The 24,164-nt window shown below is 70.8% G+C and carries 23 protein-coding genes and 1 pseudogene; 17 read left to right on the top strand and 7 right to left on the bottom strand.

All coding sequences use genetic code 11. The features are described 5' to 3' along the window. Positions 1 to 587: 587 nt before the first annotated feature. A complete protein-coding gene (locus AB0J68_RS05705; RefSeq protein ID WP_354856293.1) occupies positions 588 to 857 on the top strand; it encodes a hypothetical protein in 270 nt (89 codons plus the stop codon). Beyond that, complete coding sequence (locus AB0J68_RS05700) at positions 857 to 1,894, top strand: hypothetical protein (RefSeq protein WP_363936431.1); 1,038 nt, start codon at positions 857 to 859, stop codon at positions 1,892 to 1,894. The genes AB0J68_RS05705 and AB0J68_RS05700 overlap by 1 nt, the downstream gene beginning before the upstream one ends. A 13-nt stretch (positions 1,895 to 1,907) precedes the next feature. Here AB0J68_RS05700 and AB0J68_RS05695 read toward each other — a convergent pair whose 3' ends face one another. Next, the gene (locus AB0J68_RS05695) at positions 1,908 to 2,438 is read right to left on the bottom strand and encodes an SRPBCC family protein (RefSeq protein ID WP_355064124.1); all 531 of its coding nucleotides are present in this window, start codon (positions 2,436 to 2,438) and stop codon (positions 1,908 to 1,910) included. Then, the gene (locus AB0J68_RS05690) at positions 2,439 to 2,750 is read right to left on the bottom strand and encodes a metalloregulator ArsR/SmtB family transcription factor (protein WP_363936429.1); all 312 of its coding nucleotides are present in this window, start codon (positions 2,748 to 2,750) and stop codon (positions 2,439 to 2,441) included. Positions 2,751 to 2,837: 87 nt separating this feature from the next. On the opposite strand from AB0J68_RS05690, the gene AB0J68_RS05685 reads away from it, so the two are divergent. Continuing rightward, on the top strand, positions 2,838 to 3,767 hold the full coding sequence (locus AB0J68_RS05685) for an LLM class F420-dependent oxidoreductase (protein ID WP_363936428.1): 930 nt from the start codon (positions 2,838 to 2,840) through the stop codon (positions 3,765 to 3,767). A 4-nt stretch (positions 3,768 to 3,771) separates the two neighbouring features. On the opposite strand, the gene AB0J68_RS05680 is transcribed toward AB0J68_RS05685, so the two are convergent. After that, positions 3,772 to 4,194, bottom strand: a complete 423-nt coding sequence (locus tag AB0J68_RS05680) for a hypothetical protein (protein ID WP_363936426.1) — start codon at positions 4,192 to 4,194, stop codon at positions 3,772 to 3,774. Positions 4,195 to 4,295: 101 nt separating this feature from the next. Here AB0J68_RS05680 and AB0J68_RS05675 point away from each other — a divergent pair, with 101 nt between their 5' ends. Both AB0J68_RS05675 and AB0J68_RS05670 read left to right on the top strand, forming a co-directional pair. After that, complete coding sequence (locus AB0J68_RS05675; RefSeq protein ID WP_363936424.1) at positions 4,296 to 5,066, top strand: hypothetical protein; 771 nt, start codon at positions 4,296 to 4,298, stop codon at positions 5,064 to 5,066. Then, positions 5,063 to 6,340 (top strand): FAD-binding protein, encoded by a 1,278-nt coding sequence (locus AB0J68_RS05670; protein WP_363936422.1) that lies wholly within the window; start codon positions 5,063 to 5,065, stop codon positions 6,338 to 6,340. The genes AB0J68_RS05675 and AB0J68_RS05670 overlap by 4 nt, the downstream gene beginning before the upstream one ends. 75 nt (positions 6,341 to 6,415) lie before the next feature. On the opposite strand, the gene AB0J68_RS05665 is transcribed toward AB0J68_RS05670, so the two are convergent. Continuing rightward, on the bottom strand, positions 6,416 to 7,555 hold the full coding sequence (locus AB0J68_RS05665; protein WP_363936420.1) for a site-2 protease family protein: 1,140 nt from the start codon (positions 7,553 to 7,555) through the stop codon (positions 6,416 to 6,418). A 252-nt stretch (positions 7,556 to 7,807) separates the two neighbouring features. Between AB0J68_RS05665 and pglW the strand changes: the two genes are divergently transcribed. From pglW to AB0J68_RS05615, 10 genes are all read left to right on the top strand, one after another. Beyond that, entirely contained in the window at positions 7,808 to 11,473 is a 3,666-nt protein-coding gene (gene pglW, locus AB0J68_RS05660; protein ID WP_363936418.1) for a BREX system serine/threonine kinase PglW, read from the top strand. A gap of 93 nt (positions 11,474 to 11,566) precedes the next feature. Then, on the top strand, positions 11,567 to 14,839 hold the full coding sequence (locus AB0J68_RS05655) for a DEAD/DEAH box helicase (RefSeq protein ID WP_354856276.1): 3,273 nt from the start codon (positions 11,567 to 11,569) through the stop codon (positions 14,837 to 14,839). A 64-nt stretch (positions 14,840 to 14,903) separates the two neighbouring features. Then, complete coding sequence (locus tag AB0J68_RS05650) at positions 14,904 to 15,185, top strand: hypothetical protein (RefSeq protein WP_354856274.1); 282 nt, start codon at positions 14,904 to 14,906, stop codon at positions 15,183 to 15,185. Then, on the top strand, positions 15,182 to 15,592 hold the full coding sequence (locus AB0J68_RS05645; RefSeq protein WP_354856273.1) for a hypothetical protein: 411 nt from the start codon (positions 15,182 to 15,184) through the stop codon (positions 15,590 to 15,592). Before AB0J68_RS05650 ends, AB0J68_RS05645 begins: the two co-directional genes overlap by 4 nt. 116 nt (positions 15,593 to 15,708) lie before the next feature. Beyond that, entirely contained in the window at positions 15,709 to 17,916 is a 2,208-nt protein-coding gene (locus AB0J68_RS05640; RefSeq protein WP_363936415.1) for a prolyl oligopeptidase family serine peptidase, read from the top strand. Then, entirely contained in the window at positions 17,849 to 18,265 is a 417-nt protein-coding gene (locus AB0J68_RS05635; protein ID WP_363936412.1) for a hypothetical protein, read from the top strand. Before AB0J68_RS05640 ends, AB0J68_RS05635 begins: the two co-directional genes overlap by 68 nt. A 120-nt stretch (positions 18,266 to 18,385) precedes the next feature. Beyond that, positions 18,386 to 18,724 carry a helix-turn-helix transcriptional regulator gene (locus AB0J68_RS05630; RefSeq protein WP_363936410.1) on the top strand — a complete coding sequence of 113 codons (339 nt, stop codon included), beginning with the start codon at positions 18,386 to 18,388 and terminating at the stop codon, positions 18,722 to 18,724. 15 nt (positions 18,725 to 18,739) lie between these two features. Next, the gene (locus AB0J68_RS05625; RefSeq protein ID WP_363936408.1) at positions 18,740 to 19,606 is read left to right on the top strand and encodes an ImmA/IrrE family metallo-endopeptidase; all 867 of its coding nucleotides are present in this window, start codon (positions 18,740 to 18,742) and stop codon (positions 19,604 to 19,606) included. After that, a complete protein-coding gene (locus tag AB0J68_RS05620) occupies positions 19,603 to 20,217 on the top strand; it encodes a hypothetical protein (RefSeq protein ID WP_363936406.1) in 615 nt (204 codons plus the stop codon). Before AB0J68_RS05625 ends, AB0J68_RS05620 begins: the two co-directional genes overlap by 4 nt. A 335-nt stretch (positions 20,218 to 20,552) precedes the next feature. Continuing rightward, a complete protein-coding gene (locus AB0J68_RS05615) occupies positions 20,553 to 21,386 on the top strand; it encodes an exonuclease domain-containing protein (RefSeq protein WP_354856263.1) in 834 nt (277 codons plus the stop codon). Positions 21,387 to 21,429: 43 nt separating this feature from the next. Here the strand turns inward: AB0J68_RS05615 and AB0J68_RS05610 are convergent, their stop codons facing one another. The 3 genes from AB0J68_RS05610 to AB0J68_RS05600 all read right to left on the bottom strand — a co-directional run bounded on the left by AB0J68_RS05610 (position 21,430) and on the right by AB0J68_RS05600 (position 23,456). Beyond that, complete coding sequence (locus tag AB0J68_RS05610; RefSeq protein ID WP_354856262.1) at positions 21,430 to 21,888, bottom strand: hypothetical protein; 459 nt, start codon at positions 21,886 to 21,888, stop codon at positions 21,430 to 21,432. 511 nt (positions 21,889 to 22,399) lie between these two features. Next, positions 22,400 to 22,606 carry a DUF397 domain-containing protein gene (locus tag AB0J68_RS05605; protein ID WP_355135177.1) on the bottom strand — a complete coding sequence of 69 codons (207 nt, stop codon included), beginning with the start codon at positions 22,604 to 22,606 and terminating at the stop codon, positions 22,400 to 22,402. A gap of 13 nt (positions 22,607 to 22,619) precedes the next feature. Continuing rightward, entirely contained in the window at positions 22,620 to 23,456 is an 837-nt protein-coding gene (locus AB0J68_RS05600) for a helix-turn-helix transcriptional regulator (RefSeq protein WP_355135176.1), read from the bottom strand. Positions 23,457 to 23,731: 275 nt separating this feature from the next. Between AB0J68_RS05600 and AB0J68_RS05595 the strand changes: the two are divergent. Then, positions 23,732 to 23,836, top strand: a pseudogene (locus AB0J68_RS05595) (DivIVA domain-containing protein); the annotation flags it as partial. Positions 23,837 to 23,899: 63 nt separating this feature from the next. Continuing rightward, positions 23,900 to 24,154 (top strand): hypothetical protein, encoded by a 255-nt coding sequence (locus tag AB0J68_RS05590; RefSeq protein ID WP_354856257.1) that lies wholly within the window; start codon positions 23,900 to 23,902, stop codon positions 24,152 to 24,154. The last annotated feature ends 10 nt before the right edge of the window (positions 24,155 to 24,164 follow it).

The following is a 24,164-nucleotide window of genomic DNA, read 5'->3' as shown; positions in this document are numbered from 1 at the left end:
CTCGATCCGGCTCACCGCGCGGGCCTGGGCCGTGGCGGGCACGGCGCCGTGACGGGGACGGGTCAGGCCGGCTGCATGAGGCCGGCGCGACAGGCGAAGGACACCACCTGTCGTCGGCTCGCGGCACGCCGGTAGTCCAGCACAGCGCGCTGTCGGCGAGCTTCCGATCGGCTGTCCCGCGCCCGGCGCGGCCCGACACCAGGGCGTATGTCGCTAACCGGACAAGACGGTAAAGCCCCTGGTAGAGCACGCTTAGGGCAGGCGAGAAGGCGGACGGATGTCGGGCCACATCCCAGTCCTCCGGCCCACCGCGGACAGCATCGTCCGCGTCGGTGCCGCCCTCACCCAGCCCGGCCCCGCCCCGGCGGGCACGGCACAGCCGCCGGCCCGACCACCCGTACGGCTCGGCCCCCCCCGCCGCTGCGGGCGCCAGCGGCGGTGGCCATCGCCCACCGCCGGCGACGCCGCCCACCGGCCGCGCCACCGCTTCGTGCCCCACCAGCCTTCACGCATCGTGGATTCCGCCTGGTCCGGCGTCGCTCACCCGCGCGTCCGCCCCGGCGACCTCATCAGAGAGAGGCCCTGACATGGCGGCTCCTACCGCGACCGCAGCCCTGAACGCGTCCGTCTTCGCGCCGGGTGACCAGATGCTGCTGACCGTCACGTACTCCGACGCCGACACCAAACCGCTGACCGTCACCATCGTGGTCACCGACGCGCAGGGCAACAGCAGCGCGCCGGTCAAGGTCACCGCGGTCATCGATCCGCTGGCCGTGACCGTGACCGACAACTCCGGGCGTACCTGGTCCCGGGTCTCCGACAACGGCTCAGTTGCCGTGTACCGGGCGGTGGCGTGATGCCCCGGGTCACCGTCCAGGTTCGCGACGCGGCCGGCAACACCGCGACGGCCGGCGTCGACTACAGCCTGCGCCAGCCGGTCCTCGGGGGCTACTACCTGTCCGGAGGCGCCGACCCGACGGCCGACATGGCCGGTGGCAACTTCCGCTCGCTGACCCAGTACCGCAGCTTCGCCGACGGGTACATCTTTCCCGGCTACAACCGGCCCTGGCTCATCAACCTGGGCAAGGCCGGGATGCAGATCAACATGGTCCTTGAGCTGAAGCACTACGGCGCTCCGAACGCCGGGCCGCAGACCTTCACGGTGGACGGCGTCACCTACACCGTGCCGGCGCCGTCGATGACCATCCAGCAGCGTCCCGGCACCACCTGGCCGAAGGCGTACGGGTACACCCAGGTGCTCAACGGCCAGTGCGACGGGTTGTTCGCGCGTGCCCTGTCCCAGTACCGGGCGCTCGGTTTCGGGGTGAACATCCAGCTCGCGTCCGAGTTGGACACGGACCACGAGTTCGGCACGACCGAGGCTGGCAAGGCGTACACCTGGGCCGAGTCGGACCGGCGGGCGGTGCAGGCCATGAACTACATCGTCACCTGGTTCAAGGCCCGGACGCTGCCCGCCGGGACGACCTTCTCGGTCGGGGTGGGCGGGTTCGACCGGGCGTGTTTTCAGCGCACCCACCCGGAGTCGCTGATGTCGCGGCTGGACTACCTGCAGTGGAACGCCTACGCGACAGCCGTCGGCCAGACCGCGCTGGCCCGCTTCCGCCGGACGAAGGACTGGGCGGTGGCGGACCTCGGCCCGGTGGCGCTGTCCCGGCCCGTGATCATCGCGGAGTACGGGGTGCGGGCGGCCCAGATCCCGGACCAGGCGGCCTGGATCCGCACCGTTCCGGCGGCGATCGCCCAGCTCAACGCCGAGCGTGGCCCGCGGATCGCGCGGACCAACTACTTCAACTCCGGGTGGGGCACGCTGTCGCCGAAGGCGGCCGGGTTGGCCGCGCTGCGCACCGCGTACGCCACCCGGCCGTACGTCTGAGGAGGGGCGGCGGTCACTCGGCGTCGAGCTGCTCGGCGTACGTGTCGCGCAGCGCGGGCCAGCCGAAGTCCTTGGCCTCGGCGCCCCGGATCGGGCCGACCGGGTCGCCGTCGAGCAGCCGGTCGGCCACGTCGAGGCAGAGGTGCCAGCCGGCGGCGACCATCGGCAGCATGCCCCGCTCGGCGATGGTGTGCCGCAGGGTGAGCCGGGTGCCGGCACCCAGCGGGGTCAGCTCCCAGCACAGCAGGTCGTCGCCCCAGGTGTACTCCAGTAGGTGAGGCGGCTCGGCCCGGCGTACCGTCGCCGGTTGCTCCTGGGTGGTCTCGCCGTCGACGAGGGTGAGTACGGCGGCGCCGGGGTCACCGAGGTTCCGGTCGGCGAGGAACGGGGCCCACTGGGCGAGTTGGGTCGGGTCGGTCAGCGCCGCCCACACGGTGGTCGGCGGGTGCCGCAGGTCACGGACGAAGACCAGGATGGCGCCGCCGTCGGTGGGCTCGGCGCGCACCTCGGCGGGTGGGCTCGGGCGGAATGCGTCGCGGTTCATTCACTGCTCCTGACTGTCGAGGTGCCGTTGCAGGGCGTCCAGGTGCCGGGTCCAGAGCCGGCGGTACGGGGCGAGCCAGCCGTCCACCGCTCGCAGCGGGCCCGGCTCGAGGCGGTAGATCCGCTGCCGCGCCGCGGACCGGCAGGAGACGAAGCCGGCCTCGCGCAGCACCCGCAGGTGTTTGGAGACGGCCGGCTGGCTGACCCCCAGCCCGTCGACCAATTCGCCCACACTGCGGTCGGCGTCGCGGAGCGCGTCGAGGATCCGGCGTCGGGTGGGCTCGGCGAGGACGGTGAAGGCGTCGGTGGACATCTACCTAATATTCCTTCTCCGTTATATGTCTGCCAAGGTATATGACGAGGACGGGCGGTGGCCGGTGCGGCTACCTATGCTCGGACCATGGAACTGCGGATCTTCACCGAGCCCCAGCAGGGCGCCACCTACGACCAGGTGCTCGCGGTGGCCCGCCGCGCCGAGGATGACGGCTTCGGCGCGTTCTTCCGGTCCGACCACTACCTGAAGATGGGCGAGGTGAGCGGCGACCCCGGCCCCACCGACGCGTGGACCACGCTCGCCGGCCTGGCCCGCGACACCAGCCGCATCCGGCTCGGCACCCTGATGACCGCCGCCACCTTCCGGCTGCCCGGCCCGCTGGCCATCACCGTGGCGCAGGTCGACCAGATGAGCGGCGGTCGGGTGGAGCTGGGCATCGGCACCGGCTGGTACGCCGAGGAGCACACCGCGTACGGCATTCCGTTCCCGGATCTGGGCGAGCGGTTCGACCGGCTCCAGGAGCAGCTCGCGGTCATCACCGGGCTGTGGTCCACCCCGGCCGGGCAGCGGTTCAGCCACGCTGGCCGGTACTACCCGGTCAGGGACTCCCCGGCCCTGCCCAAGCCGGTGCAGCAGCCCCGCCCGCCGATCCTGCTCGGCGGGATGGGCCCGAAGCGCACGCCCCGGCTGGCCGCCCGCTACGCCGACGAGTTCAACCTGCCGTTCGCCTCGCCGGCGGACTCGGCGGCGCAGTTCGAGCGGGTCCGCGCGGCGTGCGCCGAGATCGGTCGGGACCCAGGCGACCTGGTCTGGTCCAACGCCCTGGTGCTCTGCTGCGGGCGCAACGACGCCGAGGTCGCCCGCCGGGCCGCCGCCATCGGCCGCGACCCCGACGAGCTGCGGGCCAACGGTCTCGCCGGCACGCCCGACGAGGTCCTGGACACCATCGGCCGGTACGCGAAGATCGGCAGCCAGCGGCTCTACCTCCAGGTGCTCGACCTGACCGACCTGGACCACCTCGACCTGGTCGCGACCGAGGTGCTGGCGAACCTGTAGGTCGTCAGGCGCGGTGCTGCGCGTGCTGGCCCGGGTCGCGCAGCACGGTGTCCAGCCGGCCGTCGCGGTCGCTGTCCACATAGGTGATGTCCGGTACGCCGTCGCCGTCCACATCGATCTGGACGACGTCGGCGACGCCGTCCCCGTCGAGGTCGGTGACCACCTCGACCGAGCCGTCCAGGTGGCGCGTCACGATCGACTGCGGCCCGGCGGCGGGTTCGCGCGGCGGCGGACCGGGCGACGGTACGGGCGTCGGCGCGGGCGCGGGGGCGGGTGTCGGACGGGGGCCGGGCGTGGGCGACGGGTGGCTCGACAACCGGACGCCCGGCGGGGCGCTGGCCGGCTCGACAGCGCTGCCGGTCGGGTCCAGCTCCTCCTCCGACGGATACACGTCGCCCCGCGGGGCCGGATCACGGTAGCTGCTCATGGGCGTAGGGTTCCCCGACGATGGCGAGAACAACCGTGCCCGATCGTCCGGTGTCCGTGGCGCCCGGTCTGTCAGAGGATGCGGGGACCGACGCCACGGTCATGAACGGGGGTCCGAGCGTGGAGCTGCGCCGGAGCCGGGGGGCCCGGGTGCTCGCCCTGGTGTGCGTACTCGGTGGGGTGCTCCTGTTGGTCTACCCCAGCGACGGCGCCCTGCTACGGACGATCGTCGCCGTGGGTGCGATCGCGCTCGGCGCGGTGGCGCTGGTCAGCGCGATGCGGCCGTTCCGCTTCGGGATCACCCCGGAAGGGCTCAGCATCCGGCGGCCCGGCCTGCGCCGGGAGATCCGGTGGGCCGAGGTCGACGCGCTCGTCCTCGACGAGCCGCCCCGCCACGACGGCTACTCGACACCGCCGCGCCTGCTGCTGGTGCCCGCCCCGGGCGTGACGTTCGAGCCGGTCACCGCCCGCCACCCGATCGACGGCCGGCCGGCCATCGAGCTGCTCGTCTTCGACCAGGTCCGGGAGCAACCCGAGCAGGTGGCCGAGGCGCTGGCGCGCTGCGCCGGGGACCGCTTCGTCGACCTGGTCGCTCTGCGCCGCGCCGCCTTCGCGGCCCCGGACCTCCCGGTCGGCCTGCGTGGCTACCAGATGGATCGGGTCGACCGGTTGATCCGACGCGGCCAGGACGCCCTGATGTCCGGGGACGCGGCGACCCGGCAGGCGGCCCGGGGCGAGATCGAACGCGCCACGGCCGCCGGTCTGCCGATCGCCCAACGCGGTTACCACACGTTCCAGACGGATACGGTTCTGGACGCCCTCATCGCCGCGTTGGCCGACCACCAGTCCACCGATCGGGAGACCGCCCCATGACCGCGCAGGGACAGCACCTGACGTCGAGCAGCGACGTGCCACGCCGCAACTGGGCCGGCAACGTGCGCTACGCCGCGCGGGAGTTCCACAGCCCCACCACCGTCGACGAGGTGCGCCGGCTGGTCGCCGGCAGCTCCCGGATCCGCGCGGTGGGCACCGGACACTCCTTCAACCGCCTCGGCGACACCGAGGGCGACCTGGTCAGTCTCGCCGGCCTGCCCCCGACCGTGGAGGTGGACCGCGAGCGCGGGCAGGTCACCGTGAGCGGGGCGATGCGCTACGGCGACCTCGCCGGACACCTGCACACCCAGGGGTACGCGCTGGCCAACCTCGCCTCGCTGCCGCACATCTCGGTCGCCGGCGCGGTGGCCACCGCCACCCACGGCTCCGGCCCCACCCACGGCAACCTGGCCACCTCGGTCGCCGCTCTGGAGCTGGTCACCGCCGACGGGGACCTGACGCACGTGGACCGCGACACCGACGGCGACACGTTCGCCGGCATGGTGGTCGGGCTCGGCGCGCTCGGCCTGGTCACCCGGGTCACCCTGGACCTGGTGCCGGCGTTCGAGCTGCGCCAGTACGTGCGCCTCGACCTGCCCGTCGAGGCGCTGGACGAGGCGCTCGACTCGGCGTACAGCGTGAGCGTGTTCACCGACTGGCGTACCCCGCGCCTGCGGGAGGTGTGGCGCAAACAGCTCGCGAACCAGCCGCCGCCGGAGGCGGACTGGCTCGGCACCACGGCCGCCGACCAGCCGCGACACCCGGTGCTCGGCATGCCGGCGGAGAACTGCACCCCACAGCTCGGCGTGCCGGGCCCGTGGCACGAGCGGTTGCCGCACTTCAAGCTCGGCTTCACCCCGAGCAGCGGTGACGAACTCCAGTCCGAGTACCACCTGCCGCGTACGGCGGCGGCCGGGGCGCTCGCCGCGCTGGCCGAGGTGGCGCACCTGATCGCCCCGGTGTTGCACGTGTGCGAGCTGCGCACGGTGGCCGCCGACGAGCTGTGGCTCAGCCCGAACCACAGGCGGGACAGCTTCGTGGTCCACTTCACCTGGGTCGACGACGCCGACGCGGTGCTGCCGGTGCTGGCCGAGGTGGAGGACCGCCTGGCGCCGTTCGCGCCCCGCCCGCACTGGGGCAAGGTCTTCGTCACCGCCCCGACCGAGCTGGCCGCCCGCTACCCCCGCCACGCCGACTTCGCCGCCCTGCTGACCCGCCTGGACCCGACCGGCACGTTCCGCACCGACGGGCTGGACCGCTACTTCCCCCGCTGACCACCCGGCCGCCCACCCCGGTGATCATGAAGTTATTGCCTCTCGGCCCGGCGTGTCGGCGCAATAACTTCATGATCAGCGGGACGGGGTGGGGGTGCGCAGGGGTGCGCGTTGGACGGCGCGGGCGATGTCGCTGGGGGAGACGATGCCCGCTAGACGGCCGTCGTCGCTCACCACCAGGGCGCGACCGTCGGCGCACTCGTTGAGCCGGGGGAGCAGGTCGTTGAGCTGTTCCCCCGGCCGGGCGAGCACCAGATCGTCGGCCCGGCAGGCCACCTCGGCCAGCGTGGTCGACGTCCGCCGGTCGGCCGGTACGCCCCGCACCCGGTCCACGGTGACCAGGCCGGTCGGTCGGCCATCCTCGGTCAGCGGCAGCGCCGAGTGCCGGTACGCGAAGAGGTAGTGGTCCACGAAGTCGGCGACCGTCATGTCCGCCGAGGCGGTCTGCGGCTGCGGCGTCATCACGTCGGCGACCCGGATTCCGCGCAGCGCGCTTCCGGCGCGGGCCTGCCGCTCCTCCACCCCGGCGGCGCCTATCAGGAACCAGCCGATCAGCACCAACCAGAGCCCGCCGAAGCCGACACCGGACAGGAACCGCCACAGCCCGAGGCCGATGAGCAGCGCGCCGAGCACCCAGCCGGCCCGGGCGGCCACCACCGAGGCCCGGCTCCGATCGCCGGTGGCCTTCCACACCGCGGCGCGCAGCAGCCGGCCACCGTCCAGCGGTGCGGCCGGCAGCACGTTGAAGACCGCCAGGAGCACGTTGATGCCGGCCAGCCACGCGATCGCGCCGAAGAGCAGCCCACCCTGCCCGACCAGCGCGAACAGCAAAGCGATGACACCGAAGAACGCCCCGAGCAGCAGACTGACCAGCGGGCCGACGCCGGCGATCCGCAGCTCCGCGCCGGGGTCGCGCGGCTCGCCCCGCAACTCGGCCACCCCGCCGAACAGCCAGAGCGTGATGCTCTCGACGGTCAGCCCGTTGCGCTTGGCCACCACGGCGTGCGACACCTCGTGGGCGAGCAGGCCGACGAAGAAGACCACCGCCGCGGCCAGACCGGCGAGGGTGTACGCCACGGGCGAGCGGTCCGGGTACGAGCGGGGAAACTGGTTCGCGGCCAGCGCCCACGCGATCAGCGCGAAGATGACCAGAACGCTCCAGTTGACCCCGACCGGCACCCCCGCGATCCGTCCGAGCCGGAAACTTGCCCTCATCCCGGGCTGATACCCCTACTTAGCCTGCCCATGCCAGTCGACGAGGTGGCGTCTCGGTGGGTGTGATCCGTCGACCGTGCCGAGCGAACATCTGTACAAATTCCGTCCGGCCGCGCTCCACCACCCTTAGTCAAGGGTGGTTGACCAGATGCACTGTGTGCGCGAGCGGTGGTCTCCGCTGATCAAGCGCCGAAACGGTAAAGTGCCCAGACTGAGCCGGAACATCGACGGCCAGGGCGGAAGGGTCGGCGCATGCGGGAGGATTCACCGCGCTGGGAGCAGATCAACTCCAGCTCGTACATCTGGGAGCAGGACGGGCTGCGCGAATTGGCCGGCTACCTGCCCGACTCCGACCCGTACCACGTCTGGACGAACGTCGAGTTCGTCGGCGCCGACGGCTCGATCAACGAGGTCGACGCCCTGGTGTTGACCCCGAGCGGGCTCTACGTGCTGGAGCTGAAGCACTGGCAGGGGGAGATCCGCGGTGACGGCACCCAGTGGCTGCGCCGGGCGCCGAATTCTCGACTGATCCCCGAAGACAACCCGTACATTCTGGCTAACCGAAAGGCGAAGCGGCTGGCCAGCCTGATCCGCTACTACGCCAAGCAACACGGACGGCAGCGCGAGACGCCTTATGTCGGGGCGGCGGTCTTCCTCCACGCAAAGGCGATGCGGGCCGACCTCGATGCAATCGGCAGCCAGCACATCTACGGGCTGGAGGGGCATGACTCCGGCCTGCCCGGCCTGAAGAAGCTGCTGCTCGCCCTGCCGCGAAATCCGGACCATCTGGTGGATGAGGCGCGCGGCCGAGACATCGTCGAGCTGGTGCGCGGCGCAAAGATCCGGCCGTCGGTGGCGGACCGCAAGGTCGGTCAACTGCTGCTGCACCCGAAGCCGTTCGCCGAGGGTCTCGGCTGGCAGGACTTCCTCGCCGGGCACGCGCTGGACACGTCGCTGGTGCGTCGGGTGCGGTTCTACCTGACCAGCCGGGCCGCCGAGCATGAGGTTCCGGCGATCCGCAAGGCCGCAGAGCGGGAGTTCCGCCTGCTGCAGGGCATCCATCATCCGGGCGTGGCCCGGGCGCACGATCTGGTCGAGCATTCCTGGGGCCCCGCGGTCGTCTTCGACCACCAACCGGACTGGGTACGCCTCGACCAGTGGCTGCTGCGCCGCGGTGACGCGTTGACCCTGGCCCAGCGACTGCAACTGGTGCAGGATCTCGCCGAGATCATCGACTACGCGCACTCCCGCCGGCTGGCCCACCGGGCGCTCTCGCCCCGGGCGATCTACGTCGGTAACCCGGACGGGCCGCGCCCCACGCTGGTGGTCACCGATTGGCAGACCGGCGGCCGGTTGGCCGGCACGACCCAGCTCACCCGACTGGGCCCGTCGAGCGACCCGGCCAGCCTGGAGCTGTTCTTCGACGACGAGGTCCGTCGCTACCAGGCGCCGGAGGCTGAGAACGCCACCCGGCTGCCGGGCCACCAGCTCGACGTGTTCTCTCTCGGCGCGCTGGCGTACCGGATCTTCGCCGGTGCGGTGCCGGCCGCCACGCCGGAGGAACTCGTCAACGCGGTACGCGACAGTGGCCTGCACCTCGATGCCGCGGTCGACGGCATGCCGCACACGCTGGTCACCTTGGTCTACGACGCGACCCGGGGCGATCCGGCGCAACGGCTGCCCAGCGTCTCCCGGTTCCACAAGGACCTGGAGAAGGTCTGGGAGGAGCTGACCGCGCCGGAGCCCGAGCCGGTTGCCGACCCGCTCTCCGCCCACCGGGGTGACGTGCTCGACGGCGGCCTGGAGGTGAAGGACCGGCTCGGCTCCGGTGCCACGGCCGTCGCCTTCCTGGTCACTCGCGACGGGGAGTCGCGTGACCTGGTGCTGAAGGTTGCCCGCGACGAGCAGCACGAGGAACGGCTGACGGCGGAGGCGCGTACCCTCGCGGGGTTGAAGCACCCCCAGGTGGCCGCGCTGGTCGACGGCCCGGTGCGGGTCGGCGGCCGGACCGCGCTGCTGATGGAGAGTGCCGGGCAGCGGACCCTCGCCGAGGAGCTGCGCGGCGGCCGGCTGGCGCTGGACCTGCTGGAGCGGTACGGCCGGGACCTGCTCGACATCGTCAACTACCTGGACGGCCAGGGTGTCTGGCACCGGGATCTGAAGCCGGCGAACCTGGCGGCCCGACCGCGGCCGAAGGACAAGCAGCCGCACCTGTGCGTCTTTGACTTCTCGCTCTCGTCCGCCCCCGCCGACCAGCTCGGCGCGGGCACTGTCGGCTACCTCGATCCGTTTCTCGGTCCGCCGCGCCGGCTGCGTTACGACGCGGCGGCCGAGCGGTTCGCGGCGGCCGTCGTGCTCTACGAGATGGCGACGGGCGTGCTGCCCCGCTGGGGTGACAACGCCAACCCGGCCGTGGTCAGCGACGAGGTGGCCCTCGACCCGGCGGTGTTCGACCCGGCGGTTGCGGACCGGTTGGTGGAGTTCTTCGGCCGGGCGTTGGCGAGGGACGCGGCGGCCCGGTTCGACACGGTCGACGAGATGACCGACGCCTGGCGGGCCATCTTCCAGCAGGTCCCGCAGCCGGCGGTGACTCCGGTCGGCCCGCTGCCAGCGGCCGTGGGATTGACTCGCGAGTCACCGCTGGAGGTCACCGAGCTGACCGCTCGGGCCCGCTCGGCGCTGCAACGACTCGGCCTGCACACTGTCGGCGAGCTACTGGACGTCGAGCTGTCGGCGCTGACCCGGGCCAAGGGAGTGCCGGACGCGACCCGCAAAGAGATCATCGCCCAGGCGCGGGCGCTGCGCGCCGTGCTGCCCGGCGGCAGCGAGTCGCCCGCCGTCGACGAGCAGCCCCTGGCGCAGGGCGTGGAGGCACTCTGCGCGACCCTGCTTCCCGCCTCGACCTCCCGCAACCACCGGACGCTGGCCGTGCTGCTCGGGCAGACGCCCACCGACGACGGTGAGTTCCTGTGCTGGCCGGCACAGAGTGAGGCGGCCCGGGCCATCGGCCGGAGTCAGCCCCAGATCTCCAAGCTGCTCGCTGCCCAGGCCAGGAGCAACGATCGGGTCGATGTCAACGCGCAGGGGCAGCTCTATCCGGTGGGCATGTCGGCCGAGCGCGCGCTGCGGTTGTCGGTCGGTGGCCTGATCGGCCAGCGGCTGGGGCCGCAGCAGATCCGTGACCGGGTGCACAGCCGATTCCCTCGCGCGGAGCGCGTGCCGGATCGGCCCGCCCTGACCAACCTGCTCGCGGCGGCCGAGGTGCCGCTGACCTGGCACCCACAGGACCGGTTGTACGGGCCGGCGAGCACGCCTGCGTCGGTGACCGGCACCCGCCTGGCCACCACCCACGCGCCGCTGCTCGGGCTGACCGCCGCCGACGAGGTGGGCGAGAAGCTCGCCGCGGCCATCGACCGGCGAGCCTTCCTGGCGGTGCTGGCACCCCTGCGCAGGCTGGTTTCGGCCCGTCGGGCGCTGCTGGCCCGGCTGCCGCTGACCGAAGTGGACGTCACCGCGATCCTGCTGGACCGGCTGCGCGCGCTGGGCTTCCCCTGGGAGGCGATCGTGGCGGCCGACAACAGCTCACCCCTGGACGCCGACTTCCGCAGCCTGGTGGACCTGGTCCGGCATCAGGTGGTGCCGGCGGTCAACGAAGCGATCGCCGCCGCCGACCGACCGGTGTTGATCACCGAGGCGGCGCCGCTGGCCCGCTACGGGCAGCTCGGGCTGCTCCAGGAGATGGCCGACCCGACCCGACCTCGACCGGCCGCCCGGCTGCTGCTGGTGCCGGCTCGTCGACCTGACCCGGCGGTGCTGGACGGGGTGCAGTTGCCGCTCACCTCCCCGGCCAGCCAGTCGCTGTGGCTCGCCGACGACTGGATCGAGTCGTCGGGCCGGGCGGCATCGCCGACGAGTTGAGAGGGAGACGCTCGGCGCGGTGACGCTTCGTCTGTCGCGTGGCGGCTATCGTTGCTGGGCGCCGGGACCGGTGAGCCAGCGAAGGGATCGAACGTGGCAAAACTCGCCCTGAGCCCGGCCGAGGCCGCGCTCTACGAGCTTGTCGGCTCCCGGACCTTCGTGCGCGCGCGCCAGCTGCTTGAGCGTGGGGAACTGCTGGACGTGCAGTGGGATCCGGAGACCGGTCAGGGGCGCGGTCGGCTCGACGGCAGCGTGGCGGGCCAGGTGGCGGCGACGGTGCGGTCGGACGCCGACGGCATGGTCGAGGCGTTGGATGGTTCGTGTACGTGCGGGCAGACCGGCTGTGCCCACCCTGCCGCGCTGGTGCTTGCGACGTTCGCCACGGCCGAACCCCGGAGACCCCGTCCGGCGCGGTCTGCGCCGAGTTGGGAGCGGGCGGTCTCCGCGTTGGTCCGGGACGTCGCCCCGCCGCCGGTTGTGCCGGAGTCGGAGCCGCCGGGTCTCGGCCTGCAGTTCGACGTCGTTTCCCAGGGCTCGGACGCTGCGGCGGGTTTCCAGGTCGAGCTGCGGCCGGTGGTGCCGGGCCGCACCGGCTGGGTGCGGTCCGGGATCAGCTGGTCGACGTTGAGCTACGCCTATTTCGGCCGATCGGCGCAGACCGAACGGCACCGCCGACTGCTCGTCGAGATCTCCCGACTGGCGAGCACAGACACCGACTCCTACCACTACTACGACGGCCATCGGCGGGCGCTCGCGCTACACGAGTTCGCCAGTCGGCGGATCTGGGACCTGCTGGCTGAGGCGGACGAGGCCGGGCTGCCGCTGGTGCAGGCCGGCAAGCGAGCCGGGCCGGTCGTGCTGGGCCGTCCGGCCCGGCTCTCGGTGCAGGTCGGCCGGTCCGATGGGGAGCTGGTGCTGGCGCCGACATTGTCGGCCGGCGGTGCACCGATCCCTGTGTCGCGCGTACTCCTCATCGGCGAACCGGCGCACGGCGTCGCCGGGGTGGGGGAGCTGAGCGGGCCCGACGCCCGATCCGGCGGACCGGCACTCTGGTTGGCGCCGCTGGCCGGGACATTGCTGCCGGGGATGGTGCGGGCGCTCGCCGGGCCGGCGATCCGGATTCCGGCCGCCGAGGAGCAGCAGTTCTTCGACCGCTTCTACCCGGAGCTGCTCCGCCAGGTGGAGGTGTTCGCCGCGGATCCGGCCGTTCAGCTTCCGATGGTAGGGCCGGCCACACTGACCGCGACGGTGAGACCCGAGCCCGATCACCGTCTCCGGGTGGGCTGGGAGTGGCATCGGGTCGTCGGTGGCCGGCGCCATCCCGAGCCGCTGCGGGACGGGGTGGCCGTCGCCGCGGACGAGCGCCGTGCGGAGCTGTTGCGGCGGGTCGTCGACCTGGTCGCCAAGCCGGCGCCCGAGCTCCTGGAGCCGTCCTCGACCGGGCCCCGGCTGGCCGCCTCGGTGAGCCTCGCCGGTGACGCCCTGGTCCGGTTCGTCAGTGACGTCGTGCCGCGACTGGCCGAGCTCGACGGTGTGGAGCTGGCCACTCCCTCGGATGGGACGCTCGACGACTACCAGGAGACACACGCTGCGCCCGCCATCACCTTCGCCGATGGCGGTGATCCCGGCGAGCATGACTGGTTCGACCTGTCGGTGCGGGTCTCCGTCGGTGGGGAGCAGGTCGACTTCGCCGCGCTCTTCGCGGCGTTGGCGCAGGAACAGCAATACCTCATCCTGCCCAGCGGCACCTACTTCGCGCTCGAACGACCGGAGTTCCAGCAGCTGCGGGACCTGATCGCCGAGTCCCGGGCACTCGCGGATGCCCCGCCCGGGGTGTTGCGGGTGGGCCGGTTCCAGGCGGGGCTCTGGGACGAGCTGGCTGAGTTGGGTGAGGTCACCGGCCAGGCCGCGGCCTGGCAGCGGTCGGTACGCGCGCTCAGCGAGGCGGAACCCGCCGCCGAGCAACAGATCCCAGCCGGGGTACGGGCGCAGCTGCGCCCGTACCAGCAGGATGGTTTCCGTTGGTTGGCCACCCTGCACGACCACGGCCTCGGCGGCGTCCTCGCCGACGACATGGGGCTCGGCAAGACCCTGCAGACGCTGGCGCTGATCTGCCACGCGCGCGCCGAGGCGCCGTTCCTGGTGGTCGCTCCGGCCAGCGTCGTCGCCAACTGGGCGAGCGAGGCGGGCCGCTTCACTCCGGAGCTGGACGTCCGGGCGGTCACTCAGACCGTGGCACGGCGCGGCGTGCTCCTGGCCGGGGCGGTGGCCGGCGCGGACGTCGTGGTCACCTCGTACACGCTGTTTCGGCTGGAGTACGACGACTACCGTGCCCTCGACTGGGCCGGGCTGATCCTCGACGAGGCGCAGTTCGTCAAGAATTCGCAGTCCCAGGCGCACCGCTGCGCGAAGCTGTTGCCGGCGCCGTTCAAGCTGGCGATCACCGGCACGCCGATGGAGAACCACCTCGGCGAGCTCTGGGCGCTCTGCTCGATCACCGCACCCGGGCTGCTGCCCCGCGCCGACCGGTTCACCGAGTACTACCGCAACCCGATCGAGAAGGAGCGGGACGCGGAGCGGCTCGCCCAGCTGCGCCGCCGGATCCGGCCGCTGATGCTGCGCCGTCGCAAGGCGGACGTGGCCACGGACCTGCCGGCCAAGCAGGAGCAGGTCATCGAGGTGGAGCTGGACCGCCGGCACCGCCGGGTGTATCAGGCGTACCTGCAGCGGGAGCGGCAGAAGGTCCTCGGTCTCCTAGGCGACCTGGAGAAGAACCGGTTCGAGATCTTTCGGTCGTTGACCCTGCTGCGGCAGGCGAGCCTCGACGTGGCGCTGGTCGACCCGGCGCAGCAGAAGGTGCCAGCGACGAAGCTGGACGTGCTCACCGATCGGATCTCCAGTCTGGTCGCCGAGGGGCACCGCAGCCTGGTGTTCAGCCAGTTCACCCGCTTCCTCGACGCGGCCCGGCAGCGGCTGGAAGCGGACGGGATCGAGTGCAGCTATCTGGATGGGAACACCCGCGACCGGGCCGCGGTGATCGACGAGTTTAAAAGCGGCGGCAACCCGGTCTTCTTGATCAGCCTCAAGGCGGGCGGTTTCGGCCTCAACCTCACCGAGGCCGACTACTGCCTGCTGTTGGACCCGTGGTGGAACCCGGCCGCCGAGAACCAGGCAATCGACCGGACGCACCGCATCGGCCAGACCCGCAACGTCATGGTCTACCGCCTGGTCGCCAAGGACACCATCGAGGAGAAGGTGATGGCGTTGCAGGCCCGTAAGGCGGAGCTCTTCAGCAGCGTCCTGGACGGCGGCGAGTTCGCCTCCGCGCAGCTCACCGCGGGCGATATCAGGAGCCTGCTCGAGTGAACGCGGCCGCGTGGCGTGAGCGGCCGGGGGCGCTTAGTCAGTATGCAGCAGGTATGCTCGGAGTATGACGCGCCGCATCACGATCAGCTTGCCCGACGACGTGGCCGCGTACGTCGAGCGCACGCAGGGCAACACGTCCGGTTTCATCGCCGGAGTCCTTCGCCGGAAGATGCGGGCCGACAATCTCCGTGCGCGGTGGGCGCAGCTCGGCTATATCGTCACCGATGAAGACGTGGAGCGGACAAGGGCTCGCCTGGCAGCCCTCCCACCGATCAGTGACGAGCAGCATGCCCGCAATCTCGAGTGGCTTCGCCAGTTCGACGATGAGGGGACTGCGGCCGCGTGAACGGCCTGGTCCTCGACACCTCTGCTCTTCTCGCCTACGCCTCGGGGACCAGCGTCGAACCTGGTGCGATGCTGACCCTCGCGCAGGAGGACCCGGAGCAACAGGTGTGGGTTCCCGCCCTTTGCCTGGGGCAGGCGCAGCTCGAACTGGCGGGCACTGCAGTCGCCACCATGCTTGACCTGTTGTTCACGGAGGACCGCGACATCCAGGTAGCGGTCTACGACGCGGCCACGAGCCGACGGGTTGCCCGTATCGCCGCGCGTTCACACGTGTCGTTGGATGTCGCGCACGCCGTCGCGACCGCCGCGCTCTACCGCTGCTATCTGGTCACCCGAGACCCGAAGACCGTGTCGCCGGCGATGCCCCCTGGGCTGGAGATCCTCGATATCAGCCTGACCTGGGACTAACACTCCGCTGGGACCTCTGTCTCGGCCGTTCGACGGGGCCGGTCAGGTCGGGCAGGGCTCAGTCGCCATGCCGACAATGCGTGGATGGTGGTCACTCGTCGGGGATAGTGGCGAACGTGGCGAGGCTGACCGACGAGGGCGATGACCCGTACCTCTGGCTGGAAGATCTTGATGGCGCGGACGCCGCCGGGTGGGTGCGGGACCGCAACGCGGAGACCACCGCCGCATTGACCGGAGGCGAGGCGTTCGCCGGGTTGCGGGCCGAGATCCGGCAGGTGCTCGATGCCGAGGACCGTATTCCCTATCCGGGGTGGCGCGGGGATCACCTCTACTACGACTTCTGGACGGACGCGTCGCGCCCGCGTGGGGTCTGGCGGCGGACGACGCTCGATGAGTACCGCCGGCCTGAGCCGGAGTGGGACGTGCTGCTCGACGTCGACGGTTTGGCGGCGGAGGAGGGCGAGAACTGGGTCTGGAGCGGGGTGACAGTGCTGCGGCCCGGCTATGAGCGCTGTCTGATCAGCCTGTCCAGGGGCGGCGCCGACGCCATCGTGGTGCGCGAGTTCGACCTGCTCCGCCGGGCCTTCGTCGAGGACGGCTTCACGCTGCCGGAGGCGAAGAGCCGTGTCTGCTGGATCGATGCGGACCACATCTACGTCGGCACCGACTTCGGGCCGGGGTCGCTGACCTCCTCCGGGTACCCACGCGTCGCGAAACGCTGGCGGCGAGGCACGCCGCTGTCGGCGGCCGACACGGTGCATGAGGGGCGGCCGGAGGACGTCGCGGTGTTCGCCTCACACGATCCAACCCCTGGGTTCGAGCGCGACTTCGTCGTTCGCAGCTTGGACTTCTATCGCACCCAGAGCTACCTGCTGACCGGGGCGGGCGAACTGACCCGGATCGAGGTGCCGGAGGACGCCTGGTGGGAGGTACACCGGGAGTGGCTTTTAATCCGGCTGCGCTCGCCGTGGCTGGTCGGTGGGGTGACCCATCCCTCCGGTGTTTTGCTGGCGACCCGATTCGAGGCGTTCCTCGCTGGTCAGCGGGAGCTGACGGTGCTCTTCCGGCCCGACGCTCGCACGGCGCTGAGCGGCTACTTCTGGACCCGCAACCACCTGATCCTGGCCACGCTGGCCGACGTGCGGAGTCGGCTGGAGGTGCTGACGCCCGGCGAGACGGGTTGGCGGCGGGAGCCGCTCGCGGGGGTGCAGGAGTTCGACCACAGCCGGATCCTGGAGACCGACCCGCACCACGATGACGCCTACCTGCTCGCCTCCGAAGGGTTTCTGCAACCGGCGACGCTGCGGCTCGGCCAGGTCGGCGGCGCGGTCGAGACGCTCAAGCGGGGGCCGGCGTTCTTCGACGCGGACGGCCTGGCGGTACGCCAGTTCTTCGCCACCTCGGCCGACGGAACCCGGGTGCCGTACTTCGTGGTGGGGGAGCCGGGCGCGGCCGGCGGGCCGACGCTGCTCACCGGGTACGGCGGCTACGAGGTCTCCCTGACCCCCTACTACAGCGGGACCATCGGGCGCGGCTGGCTGGCCCGGGGCGGCAGCTACGTGGTGGCGAACATCCGGGGCGGCGGAGAGTACGGCCCCGAGTGGCACCGCGCCGCGCTGCGGGAGAACCGGCCCCGGGCGTACGAGGACTTCGCGGCGGTGGCGGTCGACCTGGTGACGCGCGGGATCACCACGCCGGAGCGGCTCGGCGTCGAGGGCGGCAGCAACGGCGGGCTGCTGATGGGGGTGATGCTGACCCGCTACCCCGCGCTCTTCGGGGCTGTCGTCGCCAGCGTGCCGATGCTGGACATGCGGCGCTACCACCGGCTGCTGGCCGGAGCCTCGTGGATGGCCGAGTACGGCGACCCGGACCGGGAGGCCGACTGGGCCTACCTGCGGGAGTACTCGCCGTACCACAACGTCCGCGGCGGCCGGCTGTACCCGTCGGTCCTGTTCATCACCTCGACGCGGGACGACCGGGTGCATCCGGGGCACGCCCGGAAGATGGCTGCCCGGCTGCGCGAGCACGGCCACGACGTGTCCTACTACGAGAACGTCGAGGGCGGGCACGGGGCGGCGGCCAACAACGAGCAGCGGGCCTTCGTGTGGGCGCTGACGCTGGAGTTCCTGTGGCGAAAGCTGACCGGACAACCCGACAGCCTGCCGCGCCAGGTCTCGCCGGACGACGCGGTTGAGGCGGGAGCGGACCTGGGCGTTGCAGCGCCGGGAGGACGCGGGGGAGAAGGTCGACATCGAGGTGCCGCCGAAGTACAGCTCGGCGGACTTCGCCCGGCCGTCGTACTGGAAGGCGCGCGGCAAGCTTGACGTGCCGAAGGAGCGGTTCATCTCGTACCCGCAGGCGGGGCGGGACAGTGACGGCAGCGAACTGCTCGGCTGGGCCGGGTGGGACCACTTGGCGCAGGCGCAGGCGCTCGCCACCATCTACCTTGACCGGAAGACGCAGGAGGCGTGGCCGGCGCATCGGCTGCTACCGCTGCTCGCCGGGTTGATGGAGATCGAGCCGTGGCTGCACCAGTGGCACTCCGGCGATCAGCCCGGATTCCCCGGATCGCCGGCCGAGTTCTTCACCGACTTCATCAACGCCGAGCTGTCCCAGCTCAGCTCCGACCGCTCGGCGCTGGCGCTACTGCACGGCGTGCCGGAGCTTCCGTGACTTTGGCGAGCGCCAGCGTGAATACCCAAGTCAATCCCTGTCAAAGTTGGCGGGCGCATGCGGGCGGTGTGTAGACTGAATCAAACGACATGATCATGATTCACTGCTTGGGGGTAGGTCATGGCCAGGGTCGATGTAGGTGTGTCGATTGAGCGTGCCAGGGTGGCTGCCGGCCTCAGCCAGCGAGCCCTTGCGGACCGGACGGGCATTTCCCAGGCCACCCTGTCACGGATAATCTCCGGCGACCGGGCGGCGAAGATCCCCGAGATTGTGGCGATTGCGTGGGCGACGGGGCAGACGGTGGCCCAGCTCACCGGGGCGCAGACGGTTGCCGACCGCGCCCAGTACGCGGCTCGGGCCACCAACGCTTCGGGGATGGAAGAAATGCGTCAGGCGCTTCTGCACTTCCTGGAGCTGGACGACTACCTCGATGAGCAGGCCATTCCGGCCACGATCTGACCTTGGTGGAAGACCGTGAACGCTGAAGCCGAAGGGTGTGCTGCTGCCACCCTTTTCCGCAGAGAGCACCGCTTGGGCGTGCAGCCTCTGGGTGATCTCATTGCGATCATCGAGCAGGCGACTGGGATTGATGTGGCCGTGCTCGATGCCGGACCGGACGAGCACGGCCTGACGATGCGAGACCCGAAGCGCAACACGATGTTCATCGGGGTTGCCCGCTCCCGGAGACCGATTCGGCAGCGCAGCACGCTGGCTCATGAGCTCGGCCACGTGCAGTTCGGAGACTGGGCGGACGCCGACGCGGGCGACCTGAGCGCTCGGTCCCCTGCCGAGATCCGGGCCGATGCCTTCGCCAGGCACCTGCTTCTCCCCTCGGACGGCCTCCGGGATTTCCTCGGCGACCGAGAGCAGGCAGCGACGCGGTCCACCCTCTCCGTGGTCGTCCAGCGATTCCTGGTCTCACCCGCCGTCGCAGCCATCGCGCTGCACCAGGGCGGGTACATCAACGCCACCACCAAGACGGAGTGGATGGCCCTCTCCACACCCCAGCTTGCGGTGCGCTTCGGGTGGATCGACCAATACCACGCACTGCAGGCCGACTCCGACAAGCGGCGGGCTCCGCAACGTCTGCTCGCCCGCGCGACCAAGGGCTACGTGGAGGGCGTGCTCCCCGTGCAGGCCATCGCCAACCTGCGTGGCATCGCCGCAGAGGCCGCCGAAGCGGAGCTGCGGGAAGCGGGCGTGGTGCCTGTCGACCGTCCGATCGCCTGGGCCGATCCCGCTGAGCTGCCGGAGGTTCCGATCGACCTGGCGGCGCTGGACGAGGACCTGAGCGCGCCAGACGACCCGCCGGACCGGACGATCGAGACAGACGCACGATGAGTCAACGGCCGATCATTGACGCTGGGCCCAGCCTGAACTTCCTCTCGATAAACCGAGAGCGGCTCCTGATCGGCATTCTCGGCCCGCTCAGCGCCCCGGAGACGGTCCAGTCGGAGGTCATGCGCAAGTCTCGGGACGACCCGCGCTTCCGTCCCGCCGCGACAGTGTGGCGAAAGCTGGCACCGCGCTGGCTACAGATTCTCTCCGACGACGAGACACCCGAACTCGCCGCAGTGGTCCACCGGATCACCCGGCAACCCATGCACGAGCGGCTGAAGCAGTCGAGAGACCTGGGCGAGGTAATGGTAGTGGCGCACGCTGTGGTCGCTGCCGAAGCTGGCGAGTCGATGACCGTGCTCATTGACGATGGGGCAGGAGCGCGCCTAGCCACCTCGGAAGTAGGCCGACTGCAACGGCTTCGAGCTCAAGGCCGTGCGGTGGGATCGATCAGGCTGGTGAACACGCTGACAGTCCTCGAACGCGCGGCAGGCAGCGAGCACGTCCCGGACAAGACTGCGATGCGCGACGTCTACGATCGGCTACGCGGTCTCGATGACGGCCTGCCGCCGGTTGATACGACGAACCTCATGTCGACCGCCTGCTGGCGGTAAGCGGCCGCAGTCGAGCCAGCGGGCCGTAGCCACACGACGGCGTTCCCGGCAGCCTTCTCGTGTGGGGCTATCTCGGGTTGATGTATATGCCTCATCCGGTGCGCGCGCTATCGACCACACGCGGGTCGTGACGCCCGAGTTGGCGGGGCCCGCTGTCTCAGCGTTCGCAGTGTCCGTCTACAAAGGTCGACGATCTCGCCCAATCGTCGGGGCCTGCGGGGTCACGTACGCAAGATCGGTGAGCCAAGATCTTTAGCTGTACCGATCAACGCGTAGCTTCCTCGCCTGCTCCATGCGGGAGGCAGCGCGACGAGACTGCCGGGAGACCCCTCAACGTGATCAACAAGTTCGCCGGACGCTGTGGTAAGTGCGGACAGTGGGTGGCAGCCGGAGCCGGGCAGGCTCTCAGGCTCGGCGGCCGCTGGAATTCGTTCCACCACGATTGCGCGCCGATCCAGGCCGCGCCGCCGGTGGGGAATCACCGAGGGTGGCACGACATGCCTGTCGTCGGTTTCGACATCGAGGGCACTGACGGCGAGCCACAGGACACGCGGATCGTGTCCGCAGCCTTGGTCTACGCCGACGGCACGGCCAAGACCTGGCTGATCAATCCGGGGGTGCCGATTCCGGCGGACGCCATCGCCATCCACGGCATCACCGACGAGCTGGTGCGCGACGCCGGGGCGGCACCCCGTGAGGCGTTGGCCGAGCTCAGCACCGAGATCGCCAAGCTGATCGTGAACGGCACACCGCTCGTCGCCTTCTGCGCTCACTACGACGTCACGGCGCTCCACACCGAGTTGGCCCGGCACGGTCTGCCGGCGGTGGAATGGGAGCGGGCCAGCATCATCGATCCGTCGATCCTGCACCGGGAGGTTGAGCCCGACTGGTCCGGAGGGTGGCGGCTGGGCGACCTCTCTAGGTACTACGAGGTCGAGTTGACGAACGCCCATGATGCCGCGAGCGACGCGCGGGCGGCTGCCGAATTGGCGGTATCAATCGCGACCCGCCATGAGCGGATCGCCCGGATGCGACCCGATGATCTCCACCAGGCGCAGGTCACCTGGTTCGCCGAGCAGAAGCGCGAGCTGCAGGCCTTCTTTGACAGGCAGGGGCGAGACGAGAAGGTGAGCCTGGAGTGGCCGTTGGAGACCAGGCGGCGCCGGTAGGCGCTGCGACACCTCCGAGAACAGCGGCCGTCGGTGATGTCGCTCAGCGCCCGATCGCGACTGCCGTGAAGTGGTAGTTGCCGGGGCCGACTGACTTGTCGAGGGCGCGGATGATCCGGTCGGGGTTGTCGTACGGGCCTTGCTGGAAGTAGGGCTTGCCGCCCAGACCGAACGTGATCAGGCTCGGCGGGTCCCACGTTCCGAGGTGGGGTGCGCTGCTGTAGAAGTCGCGATGCGGGTCGAAGCCGAGGCCGTGGGCGTAGTCGACGGCCCCGAAGACCAGGTGTCGGGCGAGGTCGATGGGTGCCTTGACCGCCCCGGATTCGTAAGCCTGGAAGAAGTCGCCGAGGAAGTACGGCAGCTCGTCCAGGTCGGTCGTCGTAGGCGGCACGGCGTTCTTGACACCGAGGCAGTAAGTGTCGACCAGGAACCCGCAGGTGGTCACGGCGTCGCCGTCGGCGCGGGCGACCGCGACGCTGACCAGGCCTGCTCCCATCGCCATCGGTGGAAGTGCGTCATCGTCGATCCAGTCGGCGGGCCGCTCCGTGATAGTCAGGCCGTTGCTCCACTGACGGCTGATCCAACAGCCCACGAGCGGGAGTTCCGAGGGGTGAACGCGGCCTGGTCGCGTAACGGCCACACCACGGACGAGTTTGGTGGCCACGGCACGGGTGACGCCGAGCTCCCGGGCGATCTGTTTGGGCGTCCTGCCGGCTGCCCGGAGCGCCTGTGCCTGTGCCTTCAGCTCGTTCGATTCCACCGGGCCATCTTGATGTCGCCCCCGCCGGGCGTCAACGCCGGCACGCGGTTGCGGGGTGTCGCCGATGCTCGCGGTCAGCCCAGAACTTGATGTACTGCGGGACTGCTCGGCCGCTGCCTTGCAGGGTGATGGCGGCCTCCACCAGCCGCTGTTTGCCCTGCTCGGCTCGGTTGATGGCTCGGCAGCCGGGATCGGGAGACGACAAAGGGATGCCGCTTCGGCAACCGGATGGCATCCCTTCGAGTAGGAGGTGTCAGCGGCCGAGCGTCTCCTGCTTGACGCTGGCGACGAAGGTCGACCAGGCGGTCGGGCCGAACGTCAGCACCGGGCCGGTCGGGTCCTTGCTGTCTCGCAGCCCGACCTTGCCCGCCAGGTTGTCCGCAACTTCGACGCAGTTGCCGGAGCCGTTGCTGCGGGTGCTCTTGCGCCAGGTCACCGGGGCCTGGTTGACCTCTTCCACCCGCGCCGTCCTCTCATAGCTCGTCGAGCGCCCCCTGGATCAGGTCGCGCGACTCGCGAGCGCTGGCCGCTGTGGCGACCAGGTGCTCGAAGACGCGGCTGTACTCCCTGACCTGTTGGCCTTCGAGATAGAGGCTACCCGCGCGGGTCTCGACGTAGACGACCCCCGGATCGGCCGGCTCGGGGAAGGTCAGCACGCTGAAAGCGCTGCCCATCGACCCGTATTCGCCTGCCCCGAAGGTCAGGATCTGGATGGTGCGGCCGGGTCGGTCCGCCTCCTTGGCCAGCCGCTGCAACTGTGCCTGGAACGCCTCGGCGCCGCCGACCGGCCTCCGCAGGGCTGCCTCGTCCAGCACCACCCAGAGCTTCGGCGGACTGTCGTTGTTCTGCCGGCGCATCCGCAACTCCACCCGCCGATCCACCTCGTCGCCGGGGGCGTCCGGATGCTCGGCACGGATGACCGCGCGGGCGTAGTCGGCCGTCTGGAGCAGGCCGGGGATCAGTTGCGGCTCGAAGGCGCGGATCTCCGAAGCTTCGGCCTCCAGTCCGACGTAGACCTCGAACCAGTCGGGCAGCACGTCGTCGTACGCCTGCCACCAGCCGCGCTTGCGGGCGTCGCGGGCGACCTGGACGAGCGCGTCCACCTCTTCGCCCTCGACGCCGTACAGCTCAAGGAGGCCACGGGCGACCGGTGGCATGACGGAGACCTGGGCGTTCTCGATGCGGCTGATCGCCGACTTCGAGATGCCCACCTCCTTGGCGGCCTGGTCGGCGGTCATGCCGGTTTGCTCACGGAGGCGACGAAGCGCGGCAGCCAGGCGTCGACGTCGGACGGTCGGACTTCCAGTCATGCCCGTCAGTGTGACGGAACGAGACAGGCTTCGCAACGAACCACTCCCAGATCGGGAGTTGCATAAAGGGTGCGGTTCGCTGCACGATGAATGAGGCCACGAATCGCCTGAGTCACGAACAGTGCTCGCCTTTCGGGCTACTCGACTGGCCCTGCTTCCGTACTGCTGATTGAAGGCTGCGGTGGCAGGTGCCGGGGTGGGTCCGTCGGTGCGCGGCGGGCCGATGGGCCCGCCCTTCCACAGGTCAATCTCGACGGTGAGAGGCAGGTCCTGTCATGCGCGTCTTCTTCCGGCGTGCCCGGCGTCGTCAGCGGTCGGTCAGCGGGCCGACCTGCTACCGCTCGGCGGCCTACCATCCGCTGCGCCCCTGGCAGGTGCGCGAGCGCGCTGCGCCGCTGGCAGTCCGAGCAGGCCCGGGCCCGCAACGAGCGGGGGTACGACCGGTGACCGAGCGCTGGGTCATCCACCTGCCGGTGGTCGCGAACGACCTGCTCTCCGCCCAGCGCCTCGCCCGGGTGGTGGCGCACTGGACCCACGTCCTGCCGCAGACCGACCCGGGCGGCACCACCGTCTCGGCGGAGGACGACCAGGACGTACGCCACTGGGTCTTCTGCGACCGGATCATGCCCGGCGGCCCGCGGTGCCTGCTCCGGTCCGACCACGACGGCGCGTGTTCCCGGCGGTTCCGCTGGCGGTGACCGGCCGGGC

The sequence above is a fragment of the Micromonospora sp. NPDC049580 genome (assembly GCF_040675595.1).
In the GTDB taxonomy this organism is placed as follows: Bacteria; Actinomycetota; Actinomycetes; order Mycobacteriales; family Micromonosporaceae; genus Micromonospora.
The sequence above is the reverse complement of the archived record's forward strand: the minus strand, read 5'-3'. Positions and strand labels throughout refer to the sequence as shown.

Coding starts and splice junctions, on each gene's coding strand:
- AB0J68_RS05705 (WP_354856293.1), top strand. CDS start 588: ATGGCGGCTCCTACCGCGACCGCAGCCCTGAACGCGTCCGTCTTCGCG.
- AB0J68_RS05700 (WP_363936431.1), top strand. CDS start 857: ATGCCCCGGGTCACCGTCCAGGTTCGCGACGCGGCCGGCAACACCGCG.
- AB0J68_RS05695 (WP_355064124.1), bottom strand. CDS start 2,438: ATGAACCGCGACGCATTCCGCCCGAGCCCACCCGCCGAGGTGCGCGCC.
- AB0J68_RS05690 (WP_363936429.1), bottom strand. CDS start 2,750: ATGTCCACCGACGCCTTCACCGTCCTCGCCGAGCCCACCCGACGCCGG.
- AB0J68_RS05685 (WP_363936428.1), top strand. CDS start 2,838: ATGGAACTGCGGATCTTCACCGAGCCCCAGCAGGGCGCCACCTACGAC.
- AB0J68_RS05680 (WP_363936426.1), bottom strand. CDS start 4,194: ATGAGCAGCTACCGTGATCCGGCCCCGCGGGGCGACGTGTATCCGTCG.
- AB0J68_RS05675 (WP_363936424.1), top strand. CDS start 4,296: ATGAACGGGGGTCCGAGCGTGGAGCTGCGCCGGAGCCGGGGGGCCCGG.
- AB0J68_RS05670 (WP_363936422.1), top strand. CDS start 5,063: ATGACCGCGCAGGGACAGCACCTGACGTCGAGCAGCGACGTGCCACGC.
- AB0J68_RS05665 (WP_363936420.1), bottom strand. CDS start 7,555: ATGAGGGCAAGTTTCCGGCTCGGACGGATCGCGGGGGTGCCGGTCGGG.
- pglW (WP_363936418.1), top strand. CDS start 7,808: ATGCGGGAGGATTCACCGCGCTGGGAGCAGATCAACTCCAGCTCGTAC.
- AB0J68_RS05650 (WP_354856274.1), top strand. CDS start 14,904: ATGACGCGCCGCATCACGATCAGCTTGCCCGACGACGTGGCCGCGTAC.
- AB0J68_RS05630 (WP_363936410.1), top strand. CDS start 18,386: ATGGCCAGGGTCGATGTAGGTGTGTCGATTGAGCGTGCCAGGGTGGCT.
- AB0J68_RS05620 (WP_363936406.1), top strand. CDS start 19,603: ATGAGTCAACGGCCGATCATTGACGCTGGGCCCAGCCTGAACTTCCTC.
- AB0J68_RS05610 (WP_354856262.1), bottom strand. CDS start 21,888: ATGGCGATGGGAGCAGGCCTGGTCAGCGTCGCGGTCGCCCGCGCCGAC.
- AB0J68_RS05600 (WP_355135176.1), bottom strand. CDS start 23,456: ATGACTGGAAGTCCGACCGTCCGACGTCGACGCCTGGCTGCCGCGCTT.